This window comes from Actinoplanes sp. NPDC020271, assembly GCF_044388125.1.
GTDB lineage: Bacteria > Actinomycetota > Actinomycetes > Mycobacteriales > Micromonosporaceae > Actinoplanes.
This window is the reverse complement of record NZ_JBIRWQ010000002.1, coordinates 212890-227708: the sequence shown is the minus strand read 5'-3', so window position 1 is coordinate 227708 and position 14819 is coordinate 212890. Positions and strand designations below refer to the sequence as shown.

The window sequence follows — 14819 nt, the reverse complement described above, 5'->3', positions numbered from 1 at the left end:
CCCCCGTCGGCCGGGTTCGGCCAACAGGGGCGTGATGATCACTTCCAGGTGTCGTACCGGTAGAGGTTGAACGCGGTCATGATGCCGGTGACCTTGGTGTAGTAGTTGGGGTCGGTGGCGTACCCGGCCTTCCACACCTGCCAGATGAAGTTGTTCGCGTCCTTGGTGTAGGCGAACGCCGGCGTGTAGCGCTTGTTGACCTTCAGGAAGTTGCCGTGGTCCCGGAACGAGTGGGCCATCGTGGCGTACGTCCGGAACGCGTCCGACATCGGGAAGCACTTCCCGGCCTTGTCGCACTCGGTCGTCGCGTAGACGTGGCAGCCGTTCGCGAGCGTGCCGTACGCGCCGTTCTGGCACTTGATCCCGAAGTAGTTCCGATCGACCGAGGCCAGCCCGCTCCTGCCCCAGCCCGACTCCAGGATGGCCTGGGCGATCGTGACGGACGGCGGGACGCCGAACTGGCGCCAGCCGAGCTGCGCGCCGGACACCGCCGCCGCGATGAACTGCGCCTGCGTCGCCGAGGGCGTGGCCGGCGCGGTGGCCGACGAGGGCGCGCACGGCTTCAGGCCGGCCGAGACGACGTACGCGTGGGACAGGTACCGTCCGTCGCTCAGCTGGTCCCACGACGTCGTGGTCCGGACCGTGCCCTTCACACTCGACCCGGGCACGGTGCAGACCAGCTGCACCGCCGCCCCGTCGACCACCTTGCGCACCGGCACCCCGGTCGCCGACGGCGTGGTCCGCACGTTCACCGGGCCGTCCGCGGTCCGCACCCGGCCGGCGACGTACGCGGGAGCAGTGGTCTTGCCGGTGGCAGGCTTCGCCTTGACCTTCTCGGCCACCGGCGCCGCCTGGCAGGACGGGATCTTGCCGGCGCTGGTCAGATACGAGTCGGACACGTAGTACCCGCTGGCCAGCCGGTCCCAGGTGGCGGTCGTGCGCAGCTTGCCGCGCACGTTCTGACCGGTCACCGAGCAGGCCACGGTCACCTTCTGCCCGTCGAGCAGGGTGCCCTTGATCTCCGCCGCGAGCGACGGCCGGGCCCGCACCTTGAGCTGGCTGTTCACCTCCACGACCGCGGTCAGGCCGGCTGCCTGGGCGGCCGGCGGGGCGGCGCCCAGCCCGGCCCCGGCGGCAAGCACCAGCAGCGTGCCGGTGAGCAGTCGTCGGGAGCTCTGCCTCATGAAAACGTCCCCTTCGTTCCGGTCGGCGTCCGTACGACAGTGCGGTCCGACCGTTGCGGGGCAGGGACGTGCTCGGGTGCGTGCCGGTTGCCACGCTTGGAAATTCGCGGGACGGGGAAAGGGCGTGTCCACACCCAGACCAACGGCCAAGATCAGGGAGAGGCGATGACGGCGGTCGCAACACGTCGCGCACGAGTCCGCGAGAGCTCGGCGACCGGCGGATGGCACGCGATATCCCCCCTGGTCACGGCGCTGCTGGCAGCAGCCGGGGCGTTCGTGGTCTATCGCGTCTTCATCCGTACAGGGCTCGGCCAGACGATAGATAGCGCCTCCATGCGCGGCGGTGATATACACCACCCGCAGGTCAACGAGGTGCTCAGCCGGACCCTCAACGCGACGCAGTTCGTCATCCTCGGCATCGTCTGCGTGATCGCCGTCGTCGTCGGCATCCTGCGCAAGCGCATCGACCTGGCGATCGGCTCGGCCGTTCTGGTCGTCGCCGCGAACGTCGTGTCGCAGCAGCTCAAGGCCCACCTGGACCGTCCCGACCTGGACGGCACGGCGATGTCCAACTCGTTCCCCAGCGGGCACACCGCGGCCGCCGCCTCCGTCGCGTTCGTGCTGATCATGACGTTCCCGCGGGCGTTGCGCGGGGCGATGGGCCTGCTCGGCGCGGCCTACGTCGCGATCGTCGCGGTCGCCACCGTCTGGGCCGAGTGGCACCGCCCCAGCGACACCATCGCGGCGCTGCTCATCGTGCTGGCCTGCGGCGCACTGGTCATGTGGGTGATCCGCCTGCGCCGCGCCGCCGGCGTGCGCCCGGCCCTCACCCCCGCCCGCGTCGCCACGTTCCCGCTCGCCATGGTTGGCATCATCTGCACGGCGGCTTGCCTGTTCGGCCTCGCTTCGGTGGCAATGTCCGAAAGGGTCATGCCGGATCTGGTGTCCGGCCGTTTCGCGTTCCTGACCGGTGTGGCGGCGATCATGGCCGCCACAGCCGGAACGTTCTATTTCTGGGTTCGGCTCACCGCCGGTGACCCGTTGCCCGAACAGGGAGGCAAAGTCCGATGACCAACCCCACCACCCCGCAGGACGACCCGGCCGCCGCGGCGCCCCAGACCGCCGGGACCGTCCCGCCCGGCCCGGCCGGCGTCCCCCAGCTGCCCGCACAGACCCCCGGCGCTTCCGGCCGGCCGGCCGGCCCCACCGTCGTCGTCGGCAGCTACCCCGAGTACGCACTGGCCCAGCAGGCCGTCGACCACCTCTCCGACAACAAGTTCCCGGTCGAACGCACCTCGATCATCGGCACCGACCTGCGCCTCGTCGAGAACGTCCTCGGCCGCCTCACCACCGGCCGCGCCGCCCTCGCCGGAGCGGCCAGCGGCGCCTGGTTCGGCCTGTTCATCGGCGTGCTGTTCGGCCTGTTCAGCGACTCCAACTGGTTCGCGGTCATCCTGACCACGGTCCTGATCGGCGCGGTCTGGGGCGCGATCTTCGGCGCCATCGCCCACGCCGCGACCGGCGGGCGCCGCGACTTCACGTCCCGCAGTTCGCTGCAGGCCGCGCAGTACGCGGTCCTCGCCGACGCCGAGGTCGCCGACGAGGCCAAGGCGCTGCTGGTCCGCCTCAACTGGCAGACGAGCGGCGCCCAGTAGCCCGTCCCGCACGGAGATGCCGCCCACCGCAGGATCCTGCGGTGGGCGTCTCAACGTCAAGATCAAGTTCAAGAGCTTCTTGTCCCACGTCCGCCGTGGTCCCTCTCCGCCGCTCCCGCGGGGACCCTTCCGGGCCGAGCAGGGGCGCGGGGCGCCCCTGCTCGGCCCGGAAGGGCGACGTCCGTGGGTGGTCCCGCTCAGAGCAACAAACCCGCCCACGACGCCCGGTGCTGCAGCAGGGCCGGCAGCGGGCGGGGTGGTGTTCGTCGTGCGCTCGCCGGTCGGGGCGCAAGGTCGGCGTTCGGTCACGGGAACGGCGCGCCCCCGCTGTCCGGCCGGCCTCCCGAGGTGCTTCCGGTCCGCCGGAACACCCCCGGGGCCCAGCCGGGAACAGCGGGCTGGGCGCGGGTGGTCAGAGGTCGGTGGCGAGGTGGGAACGGAGCTTGGAGAGAGCCCTGGTGAGCAGGCGGGAGACGTGCATCTGGGAGATGCCGATCTGGTCGGCGATCTGCGACTGCGTCAAGTTGCCGTAGAAGCGCAGGGTCAGGATGCGCTGCTCGCGGTCGTCCAGGGTGGCCAGGGCCGGGCCGAGAGCGACCCGGGTCTCGGCCAGCTCGTACTCGTGGTCCTCGCCGCCCAGGGTGTCGCCCAGCTCGGTGCTGCCGTCCGCGCTGATCGGCGTGGACAGCGAAGTGGCGTTGTAGGCACGGGCGCCTTCGAGGCCCTCGAGCACGTCCTCCTCGCTGATGCCGAGGTGCCGGGCGATGTCCGGAACGGTCGGGGAACGGCCCAGCTGGTGCGTGAGCGTGCTGTTGGCCTCCGTGATCGCCAGACGCAGCTCCTGCAGGCGACGAGGGACGCGCACCGACCACGTACGGTCGCGGAAGTGTCTTTTGATCTCGCCGATGATCGTCGGGATCGCGTAGCCCGCGAAGTCGACCCCGCGCTCGGGATCGAACTTGTCGACCGCCTTGATCAGACCGACGGTGGCGGTCTGGACCAGGTCGTCGGTGGGCTCGCCCCGGCCGGAGTAACGGTTGGCCAGGTGGCGGGCGAGAGGCAGCCACGCCTCGATCGCCTTGTCGCGCAGCCGCGACCGCTCGTGGCCCGGTGCGGTCACCGCCAAAGTGTTGAGCAGGTCGCTCGCGGCGGTCTGGGTGCTGCTGAGCGACTGCCTGTCGTGAACCTCGATCACTGTCATGGGTGGTCCTCCATCAGCGGGCAGAGAGCCGTGCCCGCGCTCGGCGACCGTTCGGTAAATCCGTCCTGACTTGCCACGCTAGCCGACAAGACTAGCCGTGCCTAGCCGAAAGTATGAGTGACTCTACGTAAATAGGGGAACTACCGATCGAATTCACCCGGGGGTGTGCGCCGGGTTGCGGTGTCGCACCCTCGTGATAGACAGCACGCCAGTAGTGACCAGCAGGAAGACGGGAAGACGGATGACCATCCTCGGCATCGACATCGGCGGTTCGGGCGTCAAGGGCGCGCCGGTCGACACGGTGGGCGGCGAGCTGCTCGACGAGCGCTTCCGCGTGCCCACCCCGCAGCCGGCCGACGTGGAGAGCGTGGTGGACGCGGTCGCCGAGGTGGCGGCCAAGTTCGACGGCTTCGACAGCGTCGGGGTGACGTTCCCCGGTGTGGTCGTCGACGGCGTGACGCGCACGGCGGCGAACGTGCACAAGTCGTGGATCGACGCGCCGGCCGCGCGGCTGTTCTCCGAGCGGCTGGGCAAGCCGGTGACGGTGCTCAACGACGCGGACGCGGCGGGCGCGGCCGAGGTCGCGTTCGGCGCCGGGAAGGACCAGTCCGGCCTGATCATGATGGTGACGCTGGGCACCGGCATCGGCACCGCCCTGTTCCTCGACGGGGTGCTGCTGCCGAACACCGAGCTCGGCCACCTGGAGATCGACGGCAAGGACGCGGAGCTGATCGCCGCCGACCGGATCCGGGAGGCGGAGGATCTGAGCTGGGAGAAGTATGCGCATCGAGTGACCAAGTACCTGCGTCACGTCGAGATGCTGCTCTCGCCCCGGCTGTTCATCATCGGCGGCGGCGTCAGCAAGAAGGCCGACAAGTACTTCCCGCTGCTGGAGATCCGCACCCCGGTCGTCGCGGCGACGCTGCTGAACAACGCCGGCATCATCGGCGCGGCCGTCTCGGCCGAGCAGGCCACGACCGGGCGCGGCGGGCAGCACCCGGGTTCGATCCCGGTGGACGCGAGCCGGCCCGGCACGCCGGAGGCCGCCGAGGCACACTCCGTGAACGCCGGGGAGGCGCGCTGATGGCCCGCACGATCGCCACGAACACCAGGGCGAGCCGGGAGGAGCTGCTGGAGTTCCTGCGGCCGCGGCACCACGCGATCCTGATGACGGTCCGCAAGGACGGGCGCCCGCAGTCCTCGCCGAACACGTGCGGCGTCGACACCGAGGGCCGGATCGTGATCTCCAGTTACCCGGAGCGGGCGAAGGTCGCCAACATCCGGCGCAACCCGCGGGTCACGGTCTGCGTGCTCTCCGACGAGTGGAACGGCGCGTGGGTCCAGGTCGACGGCACGGCCGAGGTGATCGACCTGCCCGACGCGGTCGAGCCCCTGGTGGAGTACTTCCGCGTGATCGCGGGCGAGCACTCGAACTGGGACGAGTACCGGCAGGCGATGATCGACCAGGGCAAGTGCCTGATCCGCATCACGATCGACGCGTGGGGCCCGATCGCCACCGGCGGCTTCCCGGCGCGACTCGCCGAGGGCTGAGGGCAGCCGGCGCGGATCGTGCCAGTCGTCGCCGAGGGCGCCGAGCGGAGCGAGGCCATGGCGCAAGGCCGTACGGCCGGCACCCCGAGGAGGACAACGGGGTGCCGGCCGTACGGTTCCATCCCTCTTCGCAGGGGGTCAGGCGCGCTGTCCGGCGGGCGTCGGGGGACGCCCCAGCGCACCGGGCGAAGAGGGCTGAGGGTGGTCTGAGGGTGGTCTGAGCGGAACCGCAGCGGATCGCGCCCGTCGTCGCCGGGGACGCCGAAATCGGCTAGGCGAAGCCGTGGTCGATGCCGGTGTCCTCGACAACGACCCCAAGGGGCGCGATCCCGCCGAGCGGAGCGAGGCCATCAGACCCAGTCTCCGCGTCCAGCAGGTACAGGAGCGTGTCGCGGTGCATCGCGGCGACCGGCTCCAGCAGGTCGGGGTGGCGCAGCAGCGTGGCGGCCTCGCGGTCGCGGGCGTCCGGCGAGAGCAGCCGGCGGAACTCGCTGGGCAGGCCACCGGTCCGACGGGCGTGCGGGCGCGGGCGGGGTTCCGGGGCGGGCGCGGGCGCCGGGATCGCGGCGATCACCGCGTCGACGCCGCGGCGGGCCAGCATCGGGTCGGCGAGCAGGCACGCGGCCCAGCTGACGACGACCTCGTCGACCCAGGTGCGCCAGCCCTCGCCCTCGGCGAACTCGTCCTCGGGCTCGCTGCCGGCCTTCCAGTCCAGCAGCGCGGAGCCGCCGGGCCCGGCGATGGCGACCAGCGCGGCGTCGATCTCGGTCGGGTAGCGCAGCCACGCGGCGACCGTGACGGCCTGCCGGGCCTGCAGCTCGGAGAGGGTGTGCGCGACCGTGTTCGACTCCCCACCGGGGTACGCCCGGGCCAGCCAGTGGGTGCTGGCGGCGATCACCGGGGACAGGGCGGTCGACGGTCCGGCCACAACGTTCTCCTTGCCTCAGGCGCCGGCCGGTGTTCGGCTGGCGTCGAAGGGATAACTCGGTCGCGCGGACGGCCCCTTGAGTAAGGTTCCTCGATGGCAACGCACGGCAACCGAGGGACACCCGAGGGCCTGGAGCTGGTTCCCGATCCGGCCCGGCCGGGCGGCTGGACGCTCATGATGGCCGGGGTGCCGCAGTCGTACGTCGACGTGACGGACCCGGAGCACCTGCAACTCGCCTACGTCCGGTTGATCGCACGCGCTCTGCGGGCGCGTCACGCCGTACCGGGAAGGATCCTGCATCTGGGCGCGGGCGGGATGACCGTCCCGCGCCTGGCGGCCCGGTGGTGGCCGGGGGTGGCGCAGACCGTGGTGGAGATCAGCGGTGAGCTGATCGACGTCGTCATGGAGCGGATCCCGCCGGCGTTCCCGGTGGAGATCGTCGTCGGCGACGCGCGGCACGCTCTGGAGACGACACCGGATCGGCGGTACGACGTGATCGTCGTGGACGTCTTCCACGGCGCCGCGATGCCCGCACATCTCGGCACGGTGGAGTTCTCACGACATCTGCGACGGGTGTTGCGGCCGGGTGGGCTGGCCGTGATGAACGTGACCGATGTGCCCCCGACGGCATTCACCAGGATCCGGGTGGCCACGGTGGCGGCAGCGTTCGACGAGGTCGCAGTGTTCGGTGAGACGGCGGTGCTGAAAGGACGCCGGGCCGGCAACCTGATCTTGCTCGCCGGAGCCGTTCCCTCGCTGAGGGTGAGTCGCGGGGAGCGCCTGTTGCGGGAAGGTGAACTTGTCGTGTTTTCCGGCGGCGCGCGGCCCCGTACGGATGCGGAGTCATAGGGCACTTCCGGTAGGTTGAAGAAGCTTCGGCGATCGGCCGTTTCGCGGCGCCCCTAAGTTTCAGAGTCTCCACAGCGGAGAAGTCATAGGACGACGGCGGTGGTTTTTCCGGTCGCCGAGTCCTCCTGAGCCCCTCTGACTACGGTGGAGATCATGACCGGTCGCTTCCCCATCGAAGACGTGACGCCGGCCGTTTCCGGTGGCCGCTACCCCGCCAAGGCGGTGGTCGGCGAACTCGTACCGGTTTCCGCGGTGTCCTATCGCGAAGGACACCACGCGCTCGGCGTGAACGTGGTATGGCGTGGCCCCGACGGCGAGACCAAGCCGTTCACCCGGATGACCCCCGGTTCGCCCGGGCTGGACCAGTGGCACGCCACGATCCGGCCCGACCAGGTGGGCCGCTGGACGTTCACCGTCGAGGCGTTCGACGATCCGTACCGGACATGGCGGGACGCCGTGGTCAAGAAGATCGGCGCCGGGCAAGGCGCCGAGGACCTGGCCAACGATCTCGCCGAGGGCGCCGACATCCTGGACCTGGCGACCAAGATCGTGCCGGCCGAGGACGAGGAGCGGGTCCGCGCCGCGGCCGGTGCGCTGCGTGATCAGCAGCGGTCACTGTTCTCGCGGGTCACCCCGGCGCTCGACCTGGAGGAACTGCTCTGGCACCACCCGGTGCGACAGCTGGTCACCACCACGCGGTCGTTCGCCGTCTGGGTCGATCGCGCACGTGCCCTCTACTCGGCGTGGTATGAGTTCTTCCCGCGCTCCGAGGGCGCCGAGATCGGTCCGGACGCCACCCCGATCAAACACGGCAATTTCCGTACGGCGATGGACCGTCTCCCGGCAATCGCCGAGATGGGCTTCAACGTCGTCTACCTGCCGCCGATCCACCCGATCGGCAAGATCAACCGCAAGGGCCGCAACAACACCCTCGTGGCCCGGCCGGAGGACGTCGGCTCCCCGTGGGCCATCGGCTCGGACGAGGGCGGCCACGACGCGATCCACCCGCAGCTGGGCACCCTCGAGGACTTCATCGCGTTCCGGGAGCGCACCGAGGAGCTGGGCATGGAGGTCGCGCTCGACCTCGCGCTGCAGGCCGCGCCGGACCACCCGTGGGTCGCCGAGCACCCGGAGTTCTTCACCACGAAGGCCGACGGCACGATCGCCTACGCCGAGAACCCGCCCAAGAAGTACCAGGACATCTACCCGATCAACTGGGACAACGACTATCGCACGCTGCGCGACGAGGTCTACCGCGTGGTGATGCACTGGGTGAACAACGGCGTGCGGATCTTCCGCGTCGACAACCCGCACACCAAGGCCGTCAACTTCTGGCAGTGGCTGATCCCCAAGGTCAAGGAGACCCACCCGGACGTGCTGTTCCTGGCCGAGGCGTTCACCCGCCCGGCGATGATGAACGGGCTCGGCAAGATCGGCTTCACGCAGTCGTACACGTACTTCACCTGGCGCACCACCGCGCAGGAGATGCGCGAGTACATGGAGCAGCTGCTCACCTCGGTGGACTGGATGCGGCCCAACTTCTGGCCCAACACCCCGGACATCCTGCACGAGTCGCTGCAGCACGGCGGCCCGCCGATGTTCAAGATCCGCGCGGTGCTGGCGTCGATGCTCACCCCGTCCTGGGGGATGTACTCCGGTTACGAACTGTTCGAGCACGTGCCGCGGCCGGGCTCGGAGGAGTACATCGACAACGAGAAGTTCGAGCTCAAACCCCGCGACTACGCCGCCGCCGAGCGGGCCGGCCGGTCGCTCGCGCCGTACCTCACCAAGCTGAACCGGATCCGCGAGCAGAACCCCGCCCTGCACTGGCTCCGCAATCTGCGCTTCCACGAGATCGACAACGGTGCGCTGCTGTGCTTCTCCAAGCGCGACGCCGACACCGGCAACACCGTGCTGGTGATCGTCTCGTTCGACTCCAGCAACGTGCAGTGGGGCAACACCACGCTCGACATGCCGGCCCTCGGGCTCGACTGGCACGACCGCTTCACCGTGGTCGACCAGATCTCCGGGGCGACGTACGAGTGGGGGCAGTACAACGCGGTCCGGATCGACCCGTACGTCGAACCGGCGCACATCTTCGTGGTGCAGGCGGGGTAAGGGGACACCTGATGGACTTGGCAAGCGAGCACGACCCGGCTGAGGGAAGTCACAACGAGGACGGCGTGGTGGAGCACCCGTCCTCGGAGGACTTCGGCCACGCCCGGGCCCTCCCGGCGGACCGCACCTGGTTCCAGCGCGCCGTCTTCTACGAGGTGCTGGTCCGGGCGTTCTACGACTCGGGCTCGGACGGCGGCGGCGACCTGCGCGGCCTGATCGAGCGGCTGGACTACCTGCAGTGGCTGGGCGTCGACTGCCTCTGGCTGCCGCCGTTCTACGACTCGCCGCTGCGCGACGGCGGCTACGACATCCGCGACTTCTACAAGGTGCTGCCCGAGTTCGGCACGGTCGACGACTTCGTGGCGCTGCTCGACGCGGCGCACAAGCGCGGCATCCGGGTGATCACCGACCTGGTCATGAACCACACGTCGGACTCGCACCCGTGGTTCCAGGCGTCGCGGCACGACCCCGAGGGGCCGTACGGGGACTTCTACGTCTGGAACGACACCAGCGAGAAGTACCAGGACGCGCGGATCATCTTCGTCGACACCGAGGAGTCGAACTGGACGTTCGACCCGGTCCGGCGGCAGTTCTACTGGCACCGGTTCTTCTCCCACCAGCCGGATCTCAACTACGAGAACCCGAAGGTGCAGGAGGCGATGCTCGACGTCCTGCGCTTCTGGCTGGACCTGGGCATCGACGGCTTCCGGCTCGACGCGGTCCCCTACCTCTTCGAGGAGCAGGGCACCAACTGCGAGAACCTGCCGCAGACCCACGCGTTCCTCAAGCACTGCCGCAAGGTGATCGACGACGAGTTCCCCGGGCGCGTGCTGCTGGCCGAGGCGAACCAGTGGCCGGCCGACGTGGTGGAGTACTTCGGCGACCCGAAGTCCGGCGGCGACGAGTGCCACATGGCGTTCCACTTCCCGTTGATGCCGCGCATCTTCATGGCCGTACGGCGGGAATCGCGTTTTCCGATCTCGGAGATCCTGGCACAGACGCCGGCCATCCCGGAGAACACCCAGTGGGGCATCTTCCTGCGGAACCATGACGAGCTCACGCTCGAGATGGTCACCGACGAAGAGCGCGACTACATGTACTCGGAGTACGCCAAGGATCCCCGGATGAAGGCCAACGTCGGCATCCGCCGCCGGCTGGCCCCGCTGCTGGAGAACGACCGGAACCAGATCGAGCTGTTCACCGCCCTGCTGCTGTCGCTGCCCGGTTCGCCGGTGCTCTACTACGGCGACGAGATCGGCATGGGCGACAACATCTGGCTCGGTGACCGGGACGGTGTGCGCACCCCGATGCAGTGGACCCCGGACCGCAACGCCGGCTTCTCCACCGCGACCCCGGGCCGGCTCTACCTGCCGGTCAATCAGGACCCGGTCTACGGGTACCAGGCGGTCAACGTGGAGGCGCAGCGGGACAGCGCGACCTCCCTGCTGAACTGGACCAGGACGATGCTCGCGGTGCGCCGCCGGCACGAGGCCTTCGCCGTCGGCACGTTCCGCGAGCTCGGCGGCTCGAACCCCTCGGTGCTGGCCTACCTGCGGGAGTACGGCGACGACGTGGTGCTCTGCGTCAACAACCTGTCGCGGTTCCCGCAGCCCATCGAGCTCAACCTGCAGCACTGGAACGGGTACACCCCGGTGGAACTGACCGGCCACGTGAACTTCCCGCGGATCGGCCAGCTCCCGTACCTGTTGACGCTTCCGGGCCACGGCTTCTATTGGTTCCAGTTGTGCGGGTCCGAGGAGAAGCAATGACGCTGCCCTATGCCGAGTGGTTACCGAAACAACGCTGGTACGCGGGTCGTAGCCGGGTGCTCGCTTCCTTGAAGGAGGCGTCCAGCACCCCGCTGGGAGAGAATCTGGAGCTCGTCCTGCTGGACGTCTCGTACACCGACGGCAGTTCCGAGCGCTACCAGCTGATCGTCGGCCGGGGCGCGGAACTGCTGCCGGAGTACAGCACGGTCGCCACCATCGGCACCGACGACGACGGCCGGCCGGCGTACGACGCCCTCTACTCCCCCGAGGCCGCGCGGTACCTGCTCGGCCTGGTGGACGCGTCCGAGCCGGTCGGTGACCTGACCTTCCAGAAGGAGCCGGGCGCCGACCTGCCGCTGGACTTGTGGCCCCGGGTGTTCGACGCCGAGCAGAGCAACACCAGTGTGATCTTCGAGCAGGACGCCATCCTCAAGGTGTTCCGCCGGGTCACCTGCGGGATCAACCCGGACATCGAGCTGAACCGGGTGCTCGGGCGGGCGGGGAACCCGCACGTGGCCCGCTTGCTCGGCTCGTTCGAGACGACCGACGACTCCGGGCAGTGCTCGCTCGGCATGGTCACGGCCTACGCGGCGAACTCGGCCGAGGGCTGGGCGATGGCGACCGCGTCGGCCCGGGACCTCTTCGCCGACGCGGAATTCCGGGCCGACGAGGCCGGTGGGGACTTCCAGGGCGAGTCGTACCGGCTCGGCGAGGCGGTCGCGTCGGTGCACCTGACGCTCGCGCAGGAACTGGGCGCCGGGCCCTCGCCGTTCCCGGTCGACGCCGTGCTCGCCCGGCTCCGGACGGCCGCGAACGCGGTGCCCGAGCTGCAGCAGTACGTGCCGGCCATCACCGAGCGGTTCGAGTCGCTGACCGGGCGGGAGGTGACGGTCCAGCGCGTACACGGGGATCTGCACCTCGGGCAGGTGCTGCGCACCCCGGAGGCCTGGCTGCTGATCGACTTCGAGGGTGAGCCCGGCCAGCCGCTGGACGAACGACGCCTGCCCGACTCCCCGCTGCGGGACGTGGCCGGGGTGCTGCGGTCCTACGAGTACGCGGCGTACCAGCTGCTGGTCGACCAGGACGACGACGAGCACCTGGCCGCCCGGGCCCGCGAGTGGGTCGACCGCAACCGGTCGGCCTTCTGCGACGGGTACGCGAACGCCTCCGGCCTCGACCCGCGCACGGAAGACGCGCTGCTGGCGGCATATGAACTCGACAAAGCGGTATACGAGACCGCCTACGAAGCCCGGCATCGGCCCGGGTGGCTGCGGATCCCCCTCCGCTCCATCGCCCGGCTGGTCGGCTGACCCCCTAATGTCAGAGGAAGCGAAGATGATCGGGCACACCACCTCTCGCCTGGCCGCCGACGAGCGGGCCATGAACGCCGTGATCGCCGGCGACACGCACGATCCGCACGCCGTCCTCGGGGCGCACCCGGGCGGGGGGCACACCGTCATCCGCACGCTGCGCAAGGGCGCCAAGCAGGTGACCGTGCTGCACGAGGAGCAGCGGTACGAGATGACCCAGGTCCACCCGGACGGGATCTTCGCGGCCGAGCTGCCCGGGACGGTTCTCGACTACCGGCTCGACGTGGACGGGACGCAGTGCGACGACCCGTACCGTCATCTGCCCACTCTGGGCGAACTCGACCTGCACCTGATCGGCGAGGGCCGGCACGAGAAGCTGTGGAAGGTGCTCGGCGCCCAGCCGCGTGGCACCGGCGTGGCGTTCGCGGTGTGGGCCCCGGGCGCCCGCGGCGTGCAGGTGATCGGTGACTTCGCCGGCTGGGGGCCGTACGACGGGTGGCCGATGCGCTCGCTCGGCTCCAGCGGGGTGTGGGAGATCTACGTCCCGTCGGCGCACGTCGGCACGAAGTACAAGTTCAAGATCCTCGGGCGGGACGGGCAGTGGCGTGAGCACGCCGACCCGCTCGCCCAGCACACCGAGGTGCCACCGGCCACCGCGTCGGTCGTCTTCCAGTCCTCGTACGAGTGGCACGACGAGCCGTGGATGCGGGCGCGAGCCACCAAGGCGTGGCACCAGGAGCCGGTCAGCTGCTACGAGGTGCACCTGGGCTCGTGGCGGCCCGGCCTCTCCTACGTCGAGCTGGCCGAGCAACTGGTCGACTACGTCGTCGAGACCGGCTTCACGCACGTCGAGCTGATGCCGGTGATGGAGCACCCGTTCGGCGGCTCGTGGGGTTACCAGGTCACCGGCTACTTCGCCCCGACCTCCCGCTTCGGCAGCCCGGACGAGTTCCGTCACCTGGTCGACAAGCTGCACCAGGCCGGGATCGGCGTGATCCTCGACTGGGTGCCGGCCCACTTCCCCAAGGACGCGTGGGCCCTGGCCCGTTTCGACGGCACCCCGCTCTACGAGCACGGCGACTGGCGTCGCGGCGAACACCCCGACTGGGGTACGTACGTCTTCGACTTCGGCCGCACCGAGGTGCGCAACTTCCTGGTCGCCAACGCGCTCTACTGGTGCGAGGAGTTCCACGCCGACGGCCTGCGCGTCGACGCGGTCGCGTCGATGCTCTACCTCGACTACTCCCGCAAGGACGGGGAGTGGACGCCGAACCAGTACGGCGGCCGGGAGAACCTCGACGCGATCAGCTTCCTGCAGGAGATGAACGCGACCGTCTACAAGAACCACCCGGGCGTCGTCACCATCGCCGAGGAGTCCACGGCCTGGCCCGGCGTCACCCGGCCGACCCACCTCGGCGGGCTCGGATTCGGCTTCAAGTGGAACATGGGCTGGATGAACGACACCCTCTCCTACATGGAGAAGGAGCCGATCTACCGGCAGTGGCACCACCACCAGATGACCTTCGCCACCGTGTACGCCTGGAGCGAGAACTACGTCCTGCCGATCAGCCACGACGAAGTGGTGCACGGCAAGGGCTCGCTGACCGGCAAGATGCCCGGCGACCTCTGGCAGAAACTGGCCAACACGCGGGCGCTGCTCGGCTTCATGTGGGCGTTCACCGGCAAGCAGCTGCTCTTCATGGGCGCCGAGATGGGCGACCTGCGGGAGTGGAGCGAGGAACGTGGCCTCGACTGGGCGCTGCTCGACGACCCGCAGTTCGGCGGCGTCAAAGGCCTGATCACCGACCTCAACCGGGTCTACAAGGACACGCCGGCGATCTGGACGCAGGACACCCAGCCGTCCGGCTTCCGCTGGATCACCAGCGACGACTCGCAGCACAACACGTTCTCGTTCGTCCGTTTCGCCCCGAACGGCGACCCGATGGCGTGCGTCGTCAACTTCGCCGCCGTACCGCACGAGAACTACCGCATCGGCCTGCCCCGCGGCGGCCGCTGGCAGGAAGCGATCAACACGGACAGCGAGCTCTACGGCGGCTCGGGCGTCGGCAACATGGGAGCGGTCCACGCCGAGGACATCCCGTGGCACGGCTTCGACCACTCGGCGGCGCTGCGGGTGCCGCCGCTCGGCACGCTCTGGCTCAAACTCGAGAAGTGACGCTCTGAGGCACCTCTGGGCGCCGGCCAGCCTCGCGCGGCCGGCGCCCGGGGTGCCTTGCCGCATCCGAGGCACCTC

The 14819-nt window shown here is 69.7% G+C and carries 12 protein-coding genes; 9 read left to right on the top strand and 3 right to left on the bottom strand.

The features are described from left to right. Window positions 1-38: 38 nt before the first annotated feature. A complete protein-coding gene (gene gsmA, locus ACH442_RS04765; protein ID WP_396121224.1) occupies window positions 39-1184 on the bottom strand; it encodes a sporangiospore maturation cell wall hydrolase GsmA in 1146 nt (381 codons plus the stop codon). 165 nt (window positions 1185-1349) lie between these two features. Between gsmA and ACH442_RS04760 the strand changes: the two genes are divergently transcribed. Continuing rightward, a complete protein-coding gene (locus ACH442_RS04760) occupies window positions 1350-2255 on the top strand; it encodes a phosphatase PAP2 family protein (RefSeq protein WP_396121223.1) in 906 nt (301 codons plus the stop codon). After that, window positions 2252-2839, top strand: a complete 588-nt coding sequence (locus ACH442_RS04755; RefSeq protein WP_396121222.1) for a general stress protein — start codon at window positions 2252-2254, stop codon at window positions 2837-2839. Before ACH442_RS04760 ends, ACH442_RS04755 begins: the two co-directional genes overlap by 4 nt. A 412-nt stretch (window positions 2840-3251) precedes the next feature. Here ACH442_RS04755 and ACH442_RS04750 read toward each other — a convergent pair whose 3' ends face one another. Beyond that, window positions 3252-4040 carry an RNA polymerase sigma factor SigF gene (locus ACH442_RS04750; protein WP_396121221.1) on the bottom strand — a complete coding sequence of 263 codons (789 nt, stop codon included), beginning with the start codon at window positions 4038-4040 and terminating at the stop codon, window positions 3252-3254. A 241-nt stretch (window positions 4041-4281) separates the two neighbouring features. On the opposite strand from ACH442_RS04750, the gene ppgK reads away from it, so the two are divergent. Both ppgK and ACH442_RS04740 read left to right on the top strand, forming a co-directional pair. After that, a complete protein-coding gene (gene ppgK, locus ACH442_RS04745) occupies window positions 4282-5124 on the top strand; it encodes a polyphosphate--glucose phosphotransferase (RefSeq protein WP_396121220.1) in 843 nt (280 codons plus the stop codon). Then, window positions 5124-5591, top strand: coding sequence for a PPOX class F420-dependent oxidoreductase (locus tag ACH442_RS04740; RefSeq protein WP_396121219.1), 468 nt, complete (start codon window positions 5124-5126; stop codon window positions 5589-5591). Before ppgK ends, ACH442_RS04740 begins: the two co-directional genes overlap by 1 nt. A 271-nt stretch (window positions 5592-5862) precedes the next feature. On the opposite strand, the gene ACH442_RS04735 is transcribed toward ACH442_RS04740, so the two are convergent. After that, on the bottom strand, window positions 5863-6519 hold the full coding sequence (locus ACH442_RS04735; RefSeq protein ID WP_396121218.1) for a hypothetical protein: 657 nt from the start codon (window positions 6517-6519) through the stop codon (window positions 5863-5865). A 93-nt stretch (window positions 6520-6612) separates the two neighbouring features. Between ACH442_RS04735 and ACH442_RS04730 the strand changes: the two genes are divergently transcribed. From ACH442_RS04730 to glgB, 5 genes are all read left to right on the top strand, one after another. After that, window positions 6613-7368, top strand: a complete 756-nt coding sequence (locus tag ACH442_RS04730) for a spermidine synthase (RefSeq protein WP_396121217.1) — start codon at window positions 6613-6615, stop codon at window positions 7366-7368. Between the two features lie 153 nt (window positions 7369-7521). Then, window positions 7522-9486, top strand: coding sequence for an alpha-1,4-glucan--maltose-1-phosphate maltosyltransferase (locus tag ACH442_RS04725; RefSeq protein WP_396121216.1), 1965 nt, complete (start codon window positions 7522-7524; stop codon window positions 9484-9486). A gap of 11 nt (window positions 9487-9497) precedes the next feature. After that, a complete protein-coding gene (treS, locus tag ACH442_RS04720) occupies window positions 9498-11255 on the top strand; it encodes a maltose alpha-D-glucosyltransferase (RefSeq protein ID WP_396121215.1) in 1758 nt (585 codons plus the stop codon). Further along, a complete protein-coding gene (locus tag ACH442_RS04715) occupies window positions 11252-12565 on the top strand; it encodes a maltokinase (protein ID WP_396121214.1) in 1314 nt (437 codons plus the stop codon). The genes treS and ACH442_RS04715 overlap by 4 nt, the downstream gene beginning before the upstream one ends. 25 nt (window positions 12566-12590) lie before the next feature. Continuing rightward, window positions 12591-14741 (top strand): 1,4-alpha-glucan branching protein GlgB, encoded by a 2151-nt coding sequence (glgB, locus tag ACH442_RS04710; protein WP_396121213.1) that lies wholly within the window; start codon window positions 12591-12593, stop codon window positions 14739-14741. The last annotated feature ends 78 nt before the right edge of the window (window positions 14742-14819 follow it).